General features: G+C 59.8%; 16 protein-coding genes. 6 read left to right on the top strand and 10 right to left on the bottom strand.

Features of this window, described 5'->3' with window-relative positions:
- Positions 1–218: 218 nt before the first annotated feature.
- The 6 genes from FBZ99_RS30595 to FBZ99_RS30570 all read right to left on the bottom strand — a co-directional run bounded on the left by FBZ99_RS30595 (position 219) and on the right by FBZ99_RS30570 (position 6,059).
- Positions 219–548, bottom strand: coding sequence for an L-rhamnose mutarotase (locus FBZ99_RS30595; RefSeq protein ID WP_113333829.1), 330 nt, complete (start codon positions 546–548; stop codon positions 219–221).
- 13 nt (positions 549–561) lie between these two features.
- Positions 562–1,674, bottom strand: a complete 1,113-nt coding sequence (locus FBZ99_RS30590) for a mandelate racemase/muconate lactonizing enzyme family protein (protein ID WP_113420176.1) — start codon at positions 1,672–1,674, stop codon at positions 562–564.
- 12 nt (positions 1,675–1,686) lie between these two features.
- On the bottom strand, positions 1,687–2,784 hold the full coding sequence (locus FBZ99_RS30585; RefSeq protein ID WP_113333827.1) for an ABC transporter ATP-binding protein: 1,098 nt from the start codon (positions 2,782–2,784) through the stop codon (positions 1,687–1,689).
- A 5-nt stretch (positions 2,785–2,789) separates the two neighbouring features.
- Entirely contained in the window at positions 2,790–3,656 is an 867-nt protein-coding gene (locus FBZ99_RS30580; RefSeq protein ID WP_112722600.1) for a carbohydrate ABC transporter permease, read from the bottom strand.
- A gap of 2 nt (positions 3,657–3,658) precedes the next feature.
- Positions 3,659–4,552 (bottom strand): carbohydrate ABC transporter permease, encoded by an 894-nt coding sequence (locus FBZ99_RS30575; RefSeq protein ID WP_113354502.1) that lies wholly within the window; start codon positions 4,550–4,552, stop codon positions 3,659–3,661.
- A 190-nt stretch (positions 4,553–4,742) separates the two neighbouring features.
- A complete protein-coding gene (locus FBZ99_RS30570; protein WP_113354501.1) occupies positions 4,743–6,059 on the bottom strand; it encodes a sugar ABC transporter substrate-binding protein in 1,317 nt (438 codons plus the stop codon).
- A gap of 180 nt (positions 6,060–6,239) precedes the next feature.
- On the opposite strand from FBZ99_RS30570, the gene FBZ99_RS30565 reads away from it, so the two are divergent.
- From FBZ99_RS30565 to FBZ99_RS30550, 4 genes are all read left to right on the top strand, one after another.
- On the top strand, positions 6,240–7,031 hold the full coding sequence (locus tag FBZ99_RS30565) for an IclR family transcriptional regulator (protein WP_095436363.1): 792 nt from the start codon (positions 6,240–6,242) through the stop codon (positions 7,029–7,031).
- A 65-nt stretch (positions 7,032–7,096) separates the two neighbouring features.
- Positions 7,097–7,933, top strand: coding sequence for an amidohydrolase family protein (locus tag FBZ99_RS30560; protein WP_145636623.1), 837 nt, complete (start codon positions 7,097–7,099; stop codon positions 7,931–7,933).
- Between the two features lie 30 nt (positions 7,934–7,963).
- A complete protein-coding gene (locus tag FBZ99_RS30555) occupies positions 7,964–8,524 on the top strand; it encodes a MaoC family dehydratase (protein ID WP_113354499.1) in 561 nt (186 codons plus the stop codon).
- Positions 8,511–9,668, top strand: coding sequence for a CaiB/BaiF CoA transferase family protein (locus FBZ99_RS30550; protein ID WP_145636620.1), 1,158 nt, complete (start codon positions 8,511–8,513; stop codon positions 9,666–9,668). The genes FBZ99_RS30555 and FBZ99_RS30550 overlap by 14 nt, the downstream gene beginning before the upstream one ends.
- A 547-nt stretch (positions 9,669–10,215) precedes the next feature.
- Here the strand turns inward: FBZ99_RS30550 and tal are convergent.
- A complete protein-coding gene (tal, locus tag FBZ99_RS30545) occupies positions 10,216–11,181 on the bottom strand; it encodes a transaldolase (RefSeq protein ID WP_069615972.1) in 966 nt (321 codons plus the stop codon).
- 502 nt (positions 11,182–11,683) lie between these two features.
- Here tal and FBZ99_RS30540 point away from each other — a divergent pair.
- Positions 11,684–12,673 carry a sugar-binding transcriptional regulator gene (locus FBZ99_RS30540; protein ID WP_113333625.1) on the top strand — a complete coding sequence of 330 codons (990 nt, stop codon included), beginning with the start codon at positions 11,684–11,686 and terminating at the stop codon, positions 12,671–12,673.
- A 270-nt stretch (positions 12,674–12,943) separates the two neighbouring features.
- Here FBZ99_RS30540 and FBZ99_RS30535 read toward each other — a convergent pair whose 3' ends face one another.
- A complete protein-coding gene (locus FBZ99_RS30535; RefSeq protein ID WP_069615970.1) occupies positions 12,944–13,816 on the bottom strand; it encodes a methylated-DNA--[protein]-cysteine S-methyltransferase in 873 nt (290 codons plus the stop codon).
- A 111-nt stretch (positions 13,817–13,927) separates the two neighbouring features.
- Positions 13,928–14,431 (bottom strand): DUF2244 domain-containing protein, encoded by a 504-nt coding sequence (locus tag FBZ99_RS30530; protein WP_113354622.1) that lies wholly within the window; start codon positions 14,429–14,431, stop codon positions 13,928–13,930.
- 22 nt (positions 14,432–14,453) lie between these two features.
- Between FBZ99_RS30530 and nth the strand changes: the two genes are divergently transcribed.
- Entirely contained in the window at positions 14,454–15,233 is a 780-nt protein-coding gene (gene nth, locus FBZ99_RS30525) for an endonuclease III (protein WP_173002423.1), read from the top strand.
- A gap of 2 nt (positions 15,234–15,235) precedes the next feature.
- On the opposite strand, the gene FBZ99_RS30520 is transcribed toward nth, so the two are convergent.
- Positions 15,236–15,952, bottom strand: a complete 717-nt coding sequence (locus FBZ99_RS30520) for a sulfate transporter family protein (protein ID WP_113332437.1) — start codon at positions 15,950–15,952, stop codon at positions 15,236–15,238.
- Positions 15,953–16,156: the final 204 nt, after the last annotated feature.

The raw sequence follows: 16,156 nt of genomic DNA, 5'->3' as shown, positions 1-16,156 counted from the left end.
GGGTTATCGATTTGAATTCATGGATTTTGGTGGTCTTGGCGGGCACCCCCTCATCCGCCTGGCGGCACCTTCTCCCCGCTGGGGAGAAGGGGGACGGCGGCGATCTCCGCTCATATGCGATACCCCTGCCTTGTGGGGGAGATGTCAGCGAAGCTGACAGAGGGGGGTATCCATTCCACAATCTCCCCGCTGGCGGAATAAGGGGCCCTGATTGGACGTCAGTCATGATGAAACACCTCCTCCATCATGGCCCACCACTCGCCCTCTTTGCGGGTCTCGAAGGGCTTCTGGCAGGGTATGCAGAAAGACCACCACTCTTGGTTCTTCGGGCTGGCAGCCATCTTCGACATATCGGCCTCGAAATCCGTGCCGACATATTCCCAATAGCCGAAGAGCAGGTTTTCCGGCTCTTTCAGGAAGATCGAATAGTTGGTGATGTTGCATTCGGAGATCAGCGCCAGGATCTCGGGCCAGACGGCCGCGTGAAGCGCCTTGTATTCCGCCACATTGGCCGGCTCCAGGCCGATCACCATTCCCATCCGCTGCATGGTTAGCTCCTCCTCAGCCGTGAATTTCCCGGGTGAATTCGCCGATCGAGCGCGCCTTCACGGCATCCCAGTCCCAGGCAATGCCGATGCCGGGCTCTGATGGGGCCACCGCCTTGCCATCGACGATGTCCATACCCTTGGTGGTGAGATCGTCGAGCTGCGGGATGTATTCGACATATTTGCCATTCGGCACGGCGCAGGTGAGGCTGACATGCAGCTCCATCAGGAAATGCGGGCAGACGGGAATGTCGAAAGCTTCGGCGGCATGCGCCACCTTCAGCCAGGGCGTGATGCCGCCGATGCGGGCGACATCCACCTGCACGATCGAGCAGGCGCCCTTCTGCATATATTCGCGAAAATGCCGGATCGAATACATGGATTCGCCGACCGCGATCGGCGTCGGCGTCGATCGCGTCAGCCGGATATGGCCATCGAGATCGTCGGCCGGCAGCGGCTCCTCGATCCAGGCAAGGTCCAGCTCCTTGAGGCGTGCTGCCCGGCGGATCGCCTCATCGACGGTGAAGCCCTGATTGCAGTCGGTCATGATTTCGAAGCCGGAGCCGAGTGCCAGACGCATCGCGGCCAGCCGGTCGTAATCCTCGGAGCCATGCGGCTTGCCGATCTTCACCTTCGAGCCGGAAAAGCCCTTGGCCTTCGCCTGCAGGGCGTCTTCGACCAAAGCTTCCTTCTCGATATGCAGCCAGCCACCTTCCGTCGTGTAGAGCGGGCACCGATCCTTGGCGCCACCGGCAAGCTTCCAGAGTGGCAGCTTCTGCTTCTTGGCTCGCAGATCCCAAAGCGCCGTGTCGATGGCCGCAAGCGCCAGCGCCGTGATGGGACCGATCGTCGTAGCATGCGTGGCGAATTCCAGTCTGTGCCAGATCGCCTCGATGCAATCGGCATCCTCACCGATCAAGAGCGGCACCAGATGGTCGGACAGCAGCCGCATGACGGACGAGCCGCCGGTGCCGATCGTATAGCTGTAACCGGTGCCGGCTGCCCCATCGCTGTCGGTGATGGTAACGATCGGCGTTTCCTGGCTGACGAAGCTCTGGATCGCATCCGTCCGCTTCACCTTCGGCGGCAGATCGACCATGCGCAGTTCAATTTTCTCGATACGTGCCATGGGAGCTATTCCTCAGTTTGCCAGGCTCTTGCCGGTTTCGGCGGAGAAGAGATGCGCTTGGCTGAGATCGAAGCTCATCTTCAGCCGCTCGCCACTCTTCAGCGCGCGCGGATTGAGCATGCGCGTCACCCATTCGCGCCCGGCGAATTCGACAAAGACGAGTGTTTCATTGCCGAGCGGTTCGGTGATGGCGACCGGCAGGGTCAGCTCGTAGACGGCAGATTCCGCGCCCGAATGCAGGCCGTGGCCAGTCGGGAAGATATCGTCAGGCCTAAGACCGAAGGCGACCTTTTCTCCTTCCCTGACCTTGCCGGCAAACTGGTTCGGCAGCGGCAGACGATCACCGTTCTTGAAGATGAGTTCGCCTGCCTTCAGCGTCGCCTCTTCGATATTCATCGGTGGTGAGCCGATGAAGCCGGCAACGAAGCGGGTGGCGGGCCGCTTGAACACCTCGTCCGGCGTGCCGACTTGTTCGATGTGGCCGTCGCGCATAATGACGATGCGGTCCGCCAGCGTCATGGCCTCGACCTGATCGTGCGTCACGTAGACCACCGTCGACTGCACCTTGGCATGCAGTTTCTTGATCTCGGTGCGCATCTGCGTGCGCAGCTTGGCATCAAGGTTCGATAGCGGCTCGTCGAAGAGGAAGACCTCCGGCTGGCGCACGATGGCGCGGCCCATGGCGACGCGCTGACGCTGGCCACCGGAAAGCTGCGCCGGGCGGCGATCCATCAGCGCTTCAAGGCTCAAAATAGCAGCGGCCTCGTTGACGCGGCGGTCGATCTCGGCCTGCGGCTGCTTGGCGATCTTCAGCGAGAAACCCATGTTCTCGCGCACGGTCATATGCGGATAGAGCGCATAGGACTGGAACACCATGGAGATGTTGCGATCGCGCGGCGGCAGGTCGTTGACGACCGTATCGCCGATCTCGATCGTGCCGTCGGACACATCCTCCAAGCCGGCGATCATGCGCAGCGTCGTCGACTTGCCGCAGCCGGACGGGCCGACAAGCGCGATGAACTCCTTGTCCGCGATGTCGAGATCGATCCCGTGGACGATTTCCAGCGCGCCGTAGCGCTTGACGAGTTTTTTGAGGGAAACCTGAGCCATGGAGATCAACCTTTGACCGCACCGAATGTCAGACCCGACACCAGATGCTTCTGAATGATGAAAGTGAGAGCGAGAGCCGGAATGATCATCACGACCGCCAATGCGCACATGCCACGCCAGTCGATGGTGAACTCGGCCGTGTAGTCGAGGAGACCGACCGGCAGCGTCTTGGAATCGACGGAACGCGTCAGCTGCGAGGCGAGAGCATATTCATTCCAGCAGGTAAGGAAGGCGAAGATGCCGGCCGATGCGATGCCGGGGCCGGCGAGTGGAAATTCCACCTGCCAGAACGCCTGCCAGCGCGTGCAGCCGTCGATCTGCGCGGCCTCGGCGAGATCCTTCGGCACCTGCCGGAAAAAGCCGTCGATCAGCCAGATCGTGAACGGCACATTCAGCGCGACATAGGTGAGGATCAGGCCGAAATGCGTATCGATGATGCCGAGCCGCGCATAGACCATGAAGAGCGGCAGCGATAGCGCCACGCCGGGCACGGAACGCGTCAGCATCAGCCCGAGGAACACGGCTGACTTGCCTGCGAAACGAAAGCGAGCGAAGGCATAGCCGCCGGACATGCCGATGACGAGCGCAATGGCGGTCGAGGTGACGGAGATGATGAGCGAATTGCGGAAATAATCCCAGACGGGAATGCCGCCCTGCCCGACGCCGCTGAACATGGCGCGATAGGCTTCCAGCGACAGCTCCTGCGGTATCCAGACCGGCGGCTTCGCCATGATTTCCACGGTCGGCCGTAGCGAGCTGATGACGATCCAGAAACCGGGCAGGCAGATGATAAGCATCGCGAGAAAGAGGCCGATGAGATAGGCGATCTTCCAGAGGCGGCGCTGCAGGCGTTGTTGAGCGTTGCGATCCATGATTACCACTCCGCTCCGATCTGGGTGCGGGCAAGCGCCAGCTTGCGGAAGAAATAGACGGTGAAGACGATAGAAAGAATGATCGAGACATAGGCCATGGCATTGGCAAGCCCCATCTGTGCGTCGGCATAGGCCGTGCGTCCGACCAGCGTCCAGATCAGCTCCGTGCGCCGCGCCGGGCCGCCATCGGTCATGATCTTAACGATGTCATAGGCACGGGCGACGTCGAGCGAACGGATCGTCATGGCGATGAAGGCGAACGGCATCAGGAATGGCCAGGTGACGTAGCGGAAGGTCTGCCAGCTGGTACAGCCGTCCACTTTTGCGGCTTCTACCGGCTCTTGTGGCATGGCGAGCAGGCCTGCGAGGATAAGGATCGCGAAGACCGACGTCGACGACCAGACTTCGGCAATGACGATGGAAAACAGCGCCAGATTGCCATCGATCAGCCAGGGAATAGCCGTCTCGGTAATACCCAGGGATTGCAAGGCATTGTTGATGATGCCGACATTGTCGTTGAACATGAATTTGAACTGGAAGCCGACGAGAACGGGCGAGAACATCATCGGAAACATCATCAGCGTGCGCAGCACGCGCTTGCCGTAGGTCGCCTTGTTGACCAGCAAAGCCAATCCGAGACCAAGCAGCATTTCCAGATTGAGCGCGATCGTCAAAAGCACGACGGTGCGCACGAAGGCGGCCAGGAACACCGGATCCGACAGGATGCGCATGTAGTTGCGCAGACCGATGAAGGTGAAAAGCGTCGCCGGCCGCGTCAGGCGAAAGGGCGTGAAGCTGGAATAGAAGGACAGAAGCAGCGGAAACAGAACCACAGCCACGAGGACGATGATCGCCGGAAGAAGAAGCAGGACCGGTGGAGATATTCTTTTAAGCATGGTTTGCACCTGTCGGCATTCCTCGGCAGCGTGGCCCGGACTGCGTGGAATGGATTGCTTGGGACCGAGAAGCCGGCAGCAAACCGGCAGGGTAGACCGGCCCCTTGCGGCACCGATCGAAAACCATTCTCGAACTCAGTTTTGCGGAAATCCCGCACGCCCGAGACGCGCGGGATTTCGAGTGCACCGCTTAGAGGGCGCCAGCGTCCTTCAGAACATCGGTTGCCTTCTGCGCAGCGGCATCAAGCGCCTCCTTCGAACTCTTGTCGCCAAGGATCGCGGCCTGAAGCTCAGGATAGACGACGTTGGAAATCTCGATCCATTGCGGCGTGCGCGGAACCGGGAAGGCATACTTCATGGCTTCCTGGAAGGTGCTCAGCACTTCCTTCTTGTAAGGGTCGGATGCAGCCTGCTGGATATCCCAGTCCCATACGGCCTTGCGGGTCGGCAGCGTGCCGTTGGCGGCTTCGAGCTTCTGCGAGTCGTCGTTCGTCAGGAACCAGACGAGCGAAGCGGCTGCATCCTTGTGGGCGCAGGCTTCGGTTACCGAGAAGCCATGATGGCCGGACCAGCCGGTGTGCTTGCCGGAGGAACCGGCAGGCTGCACGACGACACCGACATTGCCGGCGATCTTCGAAGACTTCGGATCATTGAAGTAGGTCGCCCAGCCCGGCCAGTCGAGATCGAGAGCGATCGAACCAGAGGCAAAGCCGGCACCGAGGTCGTCCCAGAGATAGTTGGTCGTGCCGGCCGGAACGGCCTTGGCCTTGTACATGTTGACGAACCAGTCGAGCGCGCGCACCCCGGCTTCGGAGTTGAAGGCAGGCTTGCCGTCCTTATCGAGATATTCGCCGCCTTCGGCGACCAGCATTTCATAGAAGCGGCCATTGATCGCCTCTTCCTTGCCGGGGAATTGCGTGCCGAAGAAGTTCGGCGGGTTGGAGAAGAAGATCGCCTGATCGGAGACTTCCTTCCACGTCTTCGGGGGCGCCAGATCGTAGCCATACTTCGCCTTGAACGCCGTCTTCTTGGCCTCATCGTTATAGAGGCTCTTCTGATAGTAGAGCGCCGAAACGTCAAACTGCGCACGCGGCAGCATGATCAGGCGGCCGTCGATGGTCGAGGCCTGGATGGTCGAATCGACGAACTGGCTAATTTCTTCCTTCGGCAGCAGCTTGCCGAGGTCGGTGTAGAGATCGGGATACTGCGGCGCGAAGGACGAGTGGTTCGAGCCGACGCACCAGGAGATGCTGCCCGAGGCCATGTCCGATTTGATTTCCTTGTCGAGTTCGAAGTGGTTCTTCTTCGAGAGAATGTTGACCTTGGCGCCCGTCTCCTTCTCCCACTCGGCGATGCGCGCGTAAAGCGGCTCGTATTGCTGACCGCCGATGAGTTTGGCGTCGATCGTCACGCCCGGAAATTTGCCCGGCAGATCGGCGGCGAAGACCGCTGTGCCGGCAAGCAATGCCATCGTGCCGGCAGCAAGACCGGCCTTCCAATTCCTCATCGAACTTCCTCCCTTAAAATCGGACCCCTTGCCCGATTGCCCTCTCGACCCAAATATGGATCAATGATTTATAAGTAAACATCTTATTCATTGGCCGTCAAGCCGCGATCGCGCGCTTGTAAAATGCCTTCATTCATATATGAATGATGATTCATGTTTCTTCGCATGGGGGACTTGTTGATGAGCATAGAAGACGACAGTGATCGCTACCGCGCACCGGCGCTGGACAAGGGGCTCGACATTTTGGAGTTGCTGGCGACGATCGACGGCGGCTTGACGCAGGCCGAGATTGCCAAGGCGCTCAACAAGAGCCCCAACGAATTCTACCGCATGCTCGATCGTCTCGTACGGCGCGGCTATGTGCAGCGGCAGGATGGCGATCGTTTCTATCTGACGCTGAAGCTCTTCGGCCTTGCGCATTATCATGCGCCGGTGCGCCGCCTCGTCTCCTTCGCCACACCGCTGATGCGCGAATTCTCCAACCGTGCCGAGCAGGCCTGCCATCTGGCGATCTATGATCGCGGCTCCGTCGTCGTCATCGCGCAGCAGGATTCGCCGACCTATTGGGGCATCTCCATCCGCGTCGGTGCGCAGATCAATCTCTATAATACCGGCTCCGGCCATATTCTTCTGGCATTCCGGGATGCAAAGCAGCGCCAAATGATGATCAACGAGCAGAGACGCCAGGAACAGGATCCGGAGGAGCCGCCTGCCGATCTCGAGGAAAAGCTTGCAGCAATTCGTGAAAAGGGCTTCGAAACCATGAGCAGCCTGCAGACGAGCGGCGTACACAATATTTCCGCGCCCGTGCTGGCGATGGACGGCAACGCGCTTGCTGCCCTCACCTGCCCCTATATCGAGCCAGTGAACCCGAAGGCGCCTACGCGCGAGCAGGTGGTCGAATATGTCCGGGAAGCCGCCAAGCAAATCTCCGAAACCGTGGCCGGCACAGTGGACAAGGCCGAGTTATAATTTTTATTTGAATAAACTATTCTTCTGTGAGTATATGTTGAGCAAGCAGGTATGGGAGGAACGCCATGCTTTTCGACAGCCATCTGCACATCGTCGACCGGAAACGTCTCGCCTATCCCTGGCTGGCCGGCGCCGGCGCGCTCAATCGCGACAGCCTCTATGAAGACTATGCGCGCGAGGCCAAGCGGCTTGGGATCGCCGATACGCTTCACATGGAGGTCGACGTCGCCGAGGATGATATCGAGCGGGAAACAGATTACGTCAAAGGCCTGAGCCGTGAGCCCGGCAGCCTCCTCAGGGGTGCCATCGCCGCCTGCCGTCCTGAGAGCACGAACTTCCCCGCCTATCTCGAACGCGTACTTGCCGATCCCTTCGTCAAAGGTTTCCGCCGTGTACTGCATGTCGTGCCAGATGACGTCTCCGAGGGCGCCCTCTTCCGCGAGAACCTCAAGCGGCTCGGCGGCACGCGGCTCACCTTCGACCTCTGTGTCCTACCGCATCAGATGTCCAAGGCGCTCGCGCTCATCGACCTCAATGCCAATATCCGCTTCATCCTCGACCATTGCGGCGTACCGGCGGTGAAGGATGGCTTCAGCGAAAGCTGGGCGGCGGGGATCACGGAAACGGCGAAGCGCCCGAATGTCACCGTTAAGATTTCCGGCGTCGTCGCCTATGCCGATCCAGACAGCTGGACGCCGGAAACGCTGCGTCCCTTCATCGAACATTGCATCGCAAGCTTCGGCTGGGACCGCGTCATCTGGGGCAGCGACTGGCCAGTCTGTACGCTCGGCGGCAGTCTTTCCGCCTGGATCGCAGCCACTCACGCGCTGATGCAAGGCGTAAGCACCGACGAACGCAGCCGGCTCTATCACCTCAATGCCAAGCGCCTCTGGTCTCTTTGAGATCAGAGGTTTTCCATCGAAAGACATGCCATGACCGCCACCGTCGGCATATCCAGCACCTGTCCGAAGACCATGCCGGCCGATCACGCCGAGATTCCTGTCTGGAATGCGGAAAACTGGTTCTACGAAGATTTCGAAATCGGCCACAGGATCCGCTCGCTGCGTCGCACGATCTCAGAAGGCGAATCCCAGCAGTTCAACGCGCTGGTGCTCGACATGCATCCTTACGTTAGCGACCAGATTTTTGCGGAAACCGAGGGCCTGTTCGGCAAGCGGCTCGTTGCCGGCGCCTTCGTCTTTTCCGCCGGGCTTGGGCTCGTCGCCACCAATTGCGTCAACGCCTTTTCCTATGGATACGACAAGTTGCGCTTCATCAAGCCTACCTTCATCGGCGAGACGATCTACACCATCCGCACAAATCTCGATAAGCAGCCGAAATATGCCGAGCTCGGCCTGATCCGCTCTTCCTACGAAGTCTTCAAGGGCGAAGGCGAATTGGTGCTCTATTGCGAGCATATCCAGACCGTGCGCTACAGGAACGGCCGGCCCGCGGACGCGCCGCCGCTGAAAGTCCGACATGACCAAGGATAACGAAGAGGGCCTGCTCTCCGGCATCATCGTGCTGGATATGAGCCAGTTTCTTGCCGGCCCGATGGCGGCGCTACGGCTCGGCGATCTCGGCGCGAGGATCATCAAGATCGAGCGGCCCGATGGCGGTGATCTCTGCCGCCGGCTCTATCTCAGCGACACCGAGATCGGCGGCGACTCCACGCTGTTTCATGCCATCAACCGCGGCAAGGAGAGCTTTGCCGTCAATATGAAGGATGAAGGCGACCTGCAGGAACTGCGCGCGCTGATCGCCAAGGCCGACGTCGTCATCCAGAATTTCCGCCCCGGCGTCATCGAAAGGCTTGGCCTCGACTATGCCGCCGTTGCCGCAATCAATCCCCGCATCGTCTATGGCAGCATCACCGGATACGGCCCTGACAATGAATGGCGCCATTTCCCCGGGCAGGATCTGCTGGCCCAGGCCCGCTCCGGCGTCATGTGGCTGAATGGCGAGGCGGATGACGGGCCTGTGCCCTTTGGCCTCGCCGTCGCCGACATGCTGTCCGGTAATCTCCTGGTTCAGGCCATCCTTGCCGGACTGGTGCGCCGCGGCCTCACCGGCCACGGCGTGCATGTTGAGACGAGCTTGCTGGAGGCACTGGTCGATTTCCAGTTCGAAGTGCTAACCACCCATCTGAACGACGGCGGCCGACTGCCGAAGAAATCCGCCGTGCGCAATGCCCACGCCTATCTCGCGGCGCCCTATGGCGTCTATCGCTGTGCCGATGGCTGGCTGGCATTGGCGATGATGCCGCTGGAAAAACTCGCGCCGCTGCTCGATCTGCCCGCTCTTGCCGGTTACACGCCGGATGATGCCTTTCAGCATCGGGACGAGATCAAGACCATGATCGCCAGCCGCCTGCAGGAAAAGACGGTTCGCGAGTGGCTCGATCTCCTGGAACCCGCAGACATCTGGGCGGCCGAAGTGCTTGACTGGCCGAAATTGCTGCAAAGCGCTGCTTTCCGTAAGCTCGATATGCTGCAGACGGTAACCCGCGACGATGGCGCCTCGGTACGCACGACGGCAAGCCCGATCCGGGTGAATGGTGTTCGAGTCAAGAATGATATGGCGGCGCCGACGATCGGCGGGCAGTCGGAGAAGATCAGGGCGGAGTTTCTTCGCTAGGTTCTCTACGCAACGCCCGTGATACCCCCCTCTGTCACTTCGTGACATCTCCCCCACAAGGGGCAGGGGTATCGCATATGAGCGGAGATCGCCGCTGTCCCCTTCTCCCCAGCGGGGAGAAGGTGCCGCCAGGCGGATGAGGGGGTGCCCGCCAACACCACAAAAATCCATGAATTCAAATCGATAACCCCCTCATCCGACCCTTCGGGCCACCTTCTCCCCAAGGGGAGAAGGAGCTTATGGTGCTCGTCCGCCTCCATATGCGATAGCCCTGCCACAAGGGGGGAGATTGGTAACCTGCGGCACCGTCATCGAAAGATAATAAGCCTCGTATCCGCTGATACGATCGCGCCTCATTTTGTAGAACTAGCGATGCGCCCTAACGATCTCCCCCTTGTGGGGGAGATGTCCCGAAAGGGACAGAGGGGGGTATCGTAAGCGCGTCAAACTCAAAGTCTCAACCTATCACCCCAAATAAAAAGGGCGCCGCATCCCCGCGACACCCCTCTCAAATCATAGCTCCCCAAAGAGAGAGCCAATCTCACTTTCAAGCCGCAGCGAGCTGCAGTTCCTTGCTGACCATGGCGCGCAGCGTGCCGAGATCCTTGGCGAAAGCGCGGATGCCTTCGGAAAGCTTCTCGGTTGCCATTGCGTCTTCGTTCATCATCCAGCGGAAGGTCTTTTCGTCGACGGCGATCTTTTCGACCGAACCCTTGGGCTCCGGCGAGAGCTTGCGCTCCAGCTTGCCTTCGTCCTTGGAAAGTTCGTCGAGCAGGTTCGGGCTGATCGTCAGGCGATCGCAGCCGGCCAGCGCTTCGATTTCGCCGGTGTTGCGGAAGGAGGCGCCCATGACGATCGTCTTGATGTCGTTGGCCTTGTAATAGTGGTAGATATCGCGCACCGAGATGACGCCCGGATCTTCCTCAGCCGTGTAGTCCTTGCCGGTCGACTTCTTGTACCAATCGAGGATGCGGCCGACGAAGGGCGAGATCAGGAATGCCTTGGCATCGGCGCAAGCAATCGCCTGGGCCTTGCTGAAGAGCAGCGTCAGGTTGCAGTCGATGCCTTCCTTCTGCAGCACTTCGGCGGCGCGGATGCCTTCCCAGGTGGAGGCGAGCTTGATCAGGATGCGGTCGCGCTCGATGCCGCGCTCCTTGTAGGCAGCGATGATGGCGCGGGCCTTGGCAAGCGAAGCTTCGGTGTTGAAGGAGAGATCAGCATCAACTTCCGTCGAGACACGGCCGGGAACGAGACCGGAGAGCGCTGCGCCGACGGAGATTGCCAGACGGTCGGCAACGGCGGCAACGACGGCTTCGGAGGCACCGCCCTGCTTCTTGCCCCAGGCAACGGCTTCCTTGATCGCATCGGCGAACATCGGCGTGCCGAGCGCCTTCAGCACGATGGTCGGGTTGGTGGTGCAATCCACCGGCTTCAGGCGAGCGACTGCCTCGATATCGCCGGTATCGGCCACGACCGTCGTCATGGCGCGGAGTTGATCAAGCTTGGAAGTCATAACAGGTATCCTTGTTGAATGAGGCCCATTGGAATGGGAGATGTCGGGCGGCAGATCCGGTCTTGCGCCGGGCGGGACCGAAGGCGTCAGGGGAGTGCGGCCTTCCTTCTCCTATGTTTTGGTAACGGGATAAAAACAGCGAAAGTTCCATTTCCGGTGAACGGCCGAGCGATGAGGAGACAACCTTCCGAAAACAAGCTTTCCGCCGGCATCGGACGCCCTATATGGCTCCCCGTCCGGCCTGGCACTTGCTCGCGGCAGCACTCGCACATTGTCCTCCTCGACTGGACAAGACCGAATTCCTCAGCGCTGACTATCAGCAATCTCGCACGGAAAAGTCAAGGACATTTGTGCAATTCGATTGACATAAGTTTCATGTCATAGAATATCGGCAGCAGAAGAGCCGATCTCGCCTGCTCCTGTCATCCGCCATCATTCCGTTTCGCATCTCAGGTGGATCATGACGTTAAACGGCGCATGCGACAATCTTGCCGGAGGACCTGTGGCCAAACTGAGACGCGGAACCCATACCGCCTATTCGGAGACCTCCTCCCTGAGGCTTCGCGCCGCCTGGCTCTATTACAATCAGGGCCTGACGCAGAAGGATGTTGCCGAGCAGCTCGGCATCAGCCGCACCACGGTCATCCGCCTGCTGGACGAGGCCATGCGCCGCGCCGAGGTGCAGATCTGGATCACCGAAGGCATCGACGACTGCGTGGAACTGGCGATCAAGCTCGAGCGCACCTATGGGCTCGACGAGGCGATCGTCGTTCCCGAGCCGGCCGGTGGCAATGTCAACGCCCAGGCAAAGAGCGTCGGCCTGGCGCTCGGCCAGTTCCTGACGGAGGCCATCCCCGACAATTATACGATCGGCGTCGGCTGGGGCCGGACGATGACCGCTTCGCTCGCGAGCTTCCGCCCGACCCGCCGCGACAACTGCAAGGTGGTCTCCCTGCTCGGCGGCATCGTCGCCGTCCACCAGACCAACCCGATCGACTATACCTGGCGCCTGGCGAGCCAGCTCGGCGCGGAATGCTACATGTTCCTGGCGCCGCTTCTCGTCGACTCCGTCGAGACCAAGCGCAATCTCATCGAGAAATGCGGCCTGGAGGCCATCTACCGCCTGGCGGAAAACCTCGATCTCGCCATCGTCAGCTGCGGCGATATCGGCCCGCAATCAACCTCGCTATCAGAGGGCTTCATCTCGAAGCGCGAGCTGGAAGAATTGATCGACATGGGTTGCGTCTGCGACACCATGTTCAATTTCCTCGATGCCGACGGCAATTCGGTCGATCACCCGATCAACAAGCGCGTCATGTCGGTCGATCTCGATACGCTGAAAAAGGCAAAGCACATCGTGATCTCGTCCGGCGGCGCTCACCGCGCCCAGGCGATCAGCGCCACCATCAAACGCATCGGCTGCAATACTTTGATTACGGATGAAAGCGCTGCCAAGGCGCTGCTGCAGATGGCCATGGCCAAGGCGGCGTGAGGGCGTTTCGGCTGCCAGTTCCGAGCGGGTCGAAGGTGCGTACCCCCCTCTGTCGCTTTCGCGACATCTCCCCCACAAGTGGGGAGATTGGTAATGCGCAGCAATCTCTCACTTCAAAGTAAACATCGAGCATGCTGAAATTACAGCAGCTAAACATTCATTTGGGCGAGCAGCAAACTCCTAACGATCTCCCCCCTTGTGGGGGAGATGTCCCAACAGGGACAGAGGGGGTATCAGAGCCTCAACGATCTCAAAACTTTCGAACACCCCTCAAGCATCCCCCGCTTCCCACCCCAGCATCGCCCGTTTGCGCGTAAGCCCCCAGTGATAGCCCGTTAGCTGCCCGTTCTTGCCGAGCGCTCGGTGGCAGGGCACGACGAAGGAGATCGGGTTGCGGCCGACGGCAGCACCTACGGCCCGCATGGCCGTCGGCTGACCGATATCCCTTGCGATGTCGGAATAGGTCACGGCACGGCCCATCGGGATCTTCAACAGGCTTTCCCAGACGCGAAGCTGGAAATCAGAGCCGATCAGCACGACGCGCAGCGGCTGGTCGCTCGACCAGTTCGAGCGCTCGAAGATGCGTGCCGCATAAGGTGCCGTCGCATTCGGATCCTCGATGAACTCGGCATTCGGCCAGCGGCAGGTCATGTCGGCGAGGCAAGCCTTCTCATTGCCGGAATCGCTGAAGGCGAGACCGGCAAGGCCGCGATCCGTGACCATGATCAAAGCGAGGCCGAAGGGCGAGATGTGAAACGCATAGCGCATCACCAGGCCGCTGCCCCTTGCTTTCCATTCGCCAGGCGACATCGCCTCATGTGTGACGAAAAGATCGTGCAGTCGACTGGGGCCGGACAAGCCGACCTCGAAGGACGTTTCGAGCAGCGGTAGATCCTCCTTGCGCAAAAGGCGTTTGGCATGATCGAGCGTGACGGCCTGCAGGAAGGCCTTGGGCGACAGTCCGGCCCAGCGCGTGAATGTCTTCTGCAATTGTGTCGGCGACTGGCCGAGCCTCTCGGCGAGCATCTCCAGCGATGGCTGGTCGCGATATTCCTCGGTGATGAGCTCGATGACCTCCCGGACGGTGTCGTAGTCCTGACCTTCCGGGGTGATGTCTTTCTTCAGCTGTGCAATCGCATTCATGATCTTTCTCCTTGAAAAGGAGAAAACCACGGCAAGAGGGCTAAAACCACCCGTTTCTTGCGTAAGTGGTCTCTCTGCAAAAATGTGATACCGCCGGGTTGGGAAGACCGCTCATATCCGTTGTGTCACGGTCGCCAATGCCCGCTTGAAGGCTTTGGCGAAACTCTCGCGATCCTCCGGATTGAGGAAGGAGCCGACATCGGTGTCGTGGCTCCTGTCGCGGACATGCATCGACACGACCCCGATCTCGCGGTGGCGGCGAACGAGGAAGCGCGTCCAGAACGGATTGAAATCATGTTCCACCATGCGGCCCGTCGGCGAGAATTTGCGGATGGAAACATTGGTGCGCGATATCGTCACCTCTTCGCGCACACGGCCCGACCGATAATTCAGCCAGAAGGCGCCATAGAGCAGGAGGAAATCGGCGCCGAAGAAAATCCCGATCGGCCAGGCGCCTCGCGTGACGAAGAGAACACTGTAGATGAGACAGAAGCCGCCCGCCAAGGCCAGCATGACCCTGAACCCCTTTCGCGGCAGCGAGCGATGGGGAAACAATTCGGCGGCAAAAACCGGCCTGTTGCCGTCTGCAGCCGTATCGGCGTTGCGTTCCGTCATAGGACTTGAGTATAGGTCGTTTATGGCAAATCCAAAGATCAAATCCAGCGCCCAAACCGTGAAAAAGTCAAATGCGACCGCAGGCCGCAAGCCGGCGGCCAAAAGCCTCTATTCCAAGGCGGACCTGGAAGAAATCTTCCGCCGCTTCTCCATCCAGCGGCCGGAACCGAAGGGCGAGCTGGAGCACGTCAACCCTTTCACGCTCGTCGTCGCCGTCGCGCTTTCAGCACAGGCGACGGATGCCGGCGTCAATAAGGCGACGCGCGCCCTCTTTGCCGTTGCCGACACGCCGCAGAAGATGCTCGATCTCGGCGAGGAGCGCATTCGGGAATACATCAAGACGATCGGCCTTTACCGCAACAAGGCGAAGAACGTCGTCGCGCTATCGGAAAAGCTGATCACCGATTTCGGCGGCGAGGTGCCGCGGACGCGCGAGGAGCTGATAACCCTACCCGGCGTCGGCCGCAAGACCGCGAACGTTGTCCTGTCCATGGCCTTCGGCCAGGCGACGATGGCGGTCGACACGCACATTTTCCGCATCGCCAACCGGCTGCTGCTCGCCCCCGGCAAGACGCCCGACGAAGTCGAGCAGCGGCTGATGAAGATCATCCCCGATCAGTATCTCTACCATGCCCACCATTGGCTGATCCTGCATGGCCGCTATGTCTGTAAGGCGCGCAAGCCCGAATGCGAGCGCTGCGTGATCGCAGACCTCTGTCGCTCGCCGGAAAAGACCTGGGACATCCCCGCTCCCCTGGTCGAACTTCCGGCGCAGATCATCGGGGCTGAAGCGGCAGGCTGAACCTATCGAAGGCGCGGGTTCGCTTCCTTGTGCGAAATCAGCTTGTGCAGATGCACCATCATGCCGGCGGCAAAGAGCGGCGTCAGCAGATTGAGAAGCGGAATTGCCAGAAAGGCTGCGATGACCAGGCCTGCCAGAAAGACCGTGAAGGCGTGTTTGACGCGGAATTGCCGCGCCTCGTCCGGTGAGCGGAAGCGCATGGCGGCGAATTCGAAGAATTCGCGTCCGAGCAGATAGCCGTTCACCAGAAAGAAGGCGATCAGGTTGACGCCCGGAATGAACAGCAGGAACAGCGCCACGATATTGCCGACGATGACGACGCCGAGAAACCGCACCGAGCTTTTCATCGCCGCGACGATCGGCATCGCCGTTCCGGGCGCATCGCCTGGATAGTCGCGCTTTTCTACAACTTCGGCGACATCATCGAGAAAGAGTCCGGCAATCAGGGCTGTGACCGGCGAAATCAGCAGCGCCATGGCCAATGCCAATGCGATGCCGGCGAAGATGGCGAGGAAGAGCGTAAGCCAACCCGTCCAATCCGAGGTGGACGGCATAAAGCCCTGCAGCCAAGGCAATACGAAAGAATTGAAGGCGCCTCGCAGGACGAACCAGAGCACGAGAAGCGCCAGCAATGTGAGACCCAGAACCTTCCAGAAAACCTTGCGCGTCTCCGGCGCAAAGAGATTTTCCAGGGAGAGGCGGGCAGCAAGGCCAATCATTCGGTCTACCTCTTTTGGTGGCAGTTGGACACTTAAGAAGCGGTTGCATCGATATCAATATCCCGTGCAGATATATGAATGTGCCAATTAAAAATTTGAATTATTGTAATACAGTTTGCACTAATATATCCTGTACGCCACATTAAGAACAACAACCGCAACAAGATCGGCGACCCGATCGAAATTGAATGGCTGATTGACATA

It is taken from the genome of Rhizobium sp. ERR 1071 (assembly GCF_007828675.1).
Taxonomy (GTDB): Bacteria; Pseudomonadota; Alphaproteobacteria; order Rhizobiales; family Rhizobiaceae; genus Rhizobium; species Rhizobium dioscoreae.
The sequence above is the reverse complement of the archived record's forward strand: the minus strand, read 5'-3'. Positions and strand labels throughout refer to the sequence as shown.

Coding starts and splice junctions, on each gene's coding strand:
- FBZ99_RS30595 (WP_113333829.1), bottom strand. CDS start 548: ATGCAGCGGATGGGAATGGTGATCGGCCTGGAGCCGGCCAATGTGGCG.
- FBZ99_RS30590 (WP_113420176.1), bottom strand. CDS start 1,674: ATGGCACGTATCGAGAAAATTGAACTGCGCATGGTCGATCTGCCGCCG.
- FBZ99_RS30585 (WP_113333827.1), bottom strand. CDS start 2,784: ATGGCTCAGGTTTCCCTCAAAAAACTCGTCAAGCGCTACGGCGCGCTG.
- FBZ99_RS30580 (WP_112722600.1), bottom strand. CDS start 3,656: ATGGATCGCAACGCTCAACAACGCCTGCAGCGCCGCCTCTGGAAGATC.
- FBZ99_RS30575 (WP_113354502.1), bottom strand. CDS start 4,552: ATGCTTAAAAGAATATCTCCACCGGTCCTGCTTCTTCTTCCGGCGATC.
- FBZ99_RS30570 (WP_113354501.1), bottom strand. CDS start 6,059: ATGAGGAATTGGAAGGCCGGTCTTGCTGCCGGCACGATGGCATTGCTT.
- FBZ99_RS30565 (WP_095436363.1), top strand. CDS start 6,240: ATGAGCATAGAAGACGACAGTGATCGCTACCGCGCACCGGCGCTGGAC.
- FBZ99_RS30560 (WP_145636623.1), top strand. CDS start 7,097: ATGCTTTTCGACAGCCATCTGCACATCGTCGACCGGAAACGTCTCGCC.
- FBZ99_RS30555 (WP_113354499.1), top strand. CDS start 7,964: ATGACCGCCACCGTCGGCATATCCAGCACCTGTCCGAAGACCATGCCG.
- FBZ99_RS30550 (WP_145636620.1), top strand. CDS start 8,511: ATGACCAAGGATAACGAAGAGGGCCTGCTCTCCGGCATCATCGTGCTG.
- tal (WP_069615972.1), bottom strand. CDS start 11,181: ATGACTTCCAAGCTTGATCAACTCCGCGCCATGACGACGGTCGTGGCC.
- FBZ99_RS30535 (WP_069615970.1), bottom strand. CDS start 13,816: ATGAATGCGATTGCACAGCTGAAGAAAGACATCACCCCGGAAGGTCAG.
- FBZ99_RS30530 (WP_113354622.1), bottom strand. CDS start 14,431: ATGACGGAACGCAACGCCGATACGGCTGCAGACGGCAACAGGCCGGTT.
- nth (WP_173002423.1), top strand. CDS start 14,454: ATGGCAAATCCAAAGATCAAATCCAGCGCCCAAACCGTGAAAAAGTCA.
- FBZ99_RS30520 (WP_113332437.1), bottom strand. CDS start 15,952: ATGATTGGCCTTGCTGCCCGCCTCTCCCTGGAAAATCTCTTTGCGCCG.